General features: G+C 37.6%; 1 pseudogene. It reads left to right on the forward strand.

Annotated elements, in window-relative coordinates:
• Positions 1-736: pseudogene (locus tag FAY33_RS19135) on the forward strand (IS3 family transposase); the annotation flags it as partial.

A 736-nucleotide genomic window follows, 5' to 3' on the forward strand; every position in this document is an offset into this window, starting at 1 on the left:
GACAAATGGATTCAGCAAGCCAATAATAGTGGTTCTTTTAAAGAGAAAGACAATCTTACATCGGAACAAAAGGAACTTATTGAGCTTCGGAAACGTAACAAATATCTTGAAATGGAGAATGATATACTAAAGCAAGCAGCGCTGATCTTAGGACGAAAGTAAATGTGATTAAGGCGAATATCCACAAATACTCTGTGTCAGCAATGTGCAAAGTCCTAAAAATTCCTAGAAGTACCTATTACTATGAAGCAAAAGCAAAGCCAGATGAGTCGGAGCTGGTGGAACATATCATCGATATATTTAAAGCAAGCCGTAATAATTACGGAACCCGAAAAATAAAATCAGATTTAAAAGATAGACATATCATTGTTTCACGCCGTCGTATCGGCAGAATCATGAGGCAGGAAGGACTGGTTTCAAGTTATACAACTGCTCAATTCCGTCCTCAAAAAGACACTTGCAACGAATCAAAAATTAAAAATGTTGTTGATCGCCAGTTCAGTGAGCAACCATATAGAAATGTTGTTGTAAGTGATTTAACATATGTTAGAGTCGGAAAGAGCTGGAACTACATATGCGTCCTTGTTGACCTCTTTAATAGAGAAATAATTGGTTACAGTGCCGGGCGTAACAAAACAGCAGACCTTGTAAAACAAGCGTTTCAATCCGTAAATGGAACGCTGAAGGATATTCAAATATTTCACACGGATCGTGGTAACGAATTCAAGAATCAGAC

Source organism: Clostridium sp. HBUAS56010 (genome assembly GCF_007115105.1).
Classification (GTDB): domain Bacteria; phylum Bacillota; class Clostridia; order Lachnospirales; family Lachnospiraceae; genus Lacrimispora.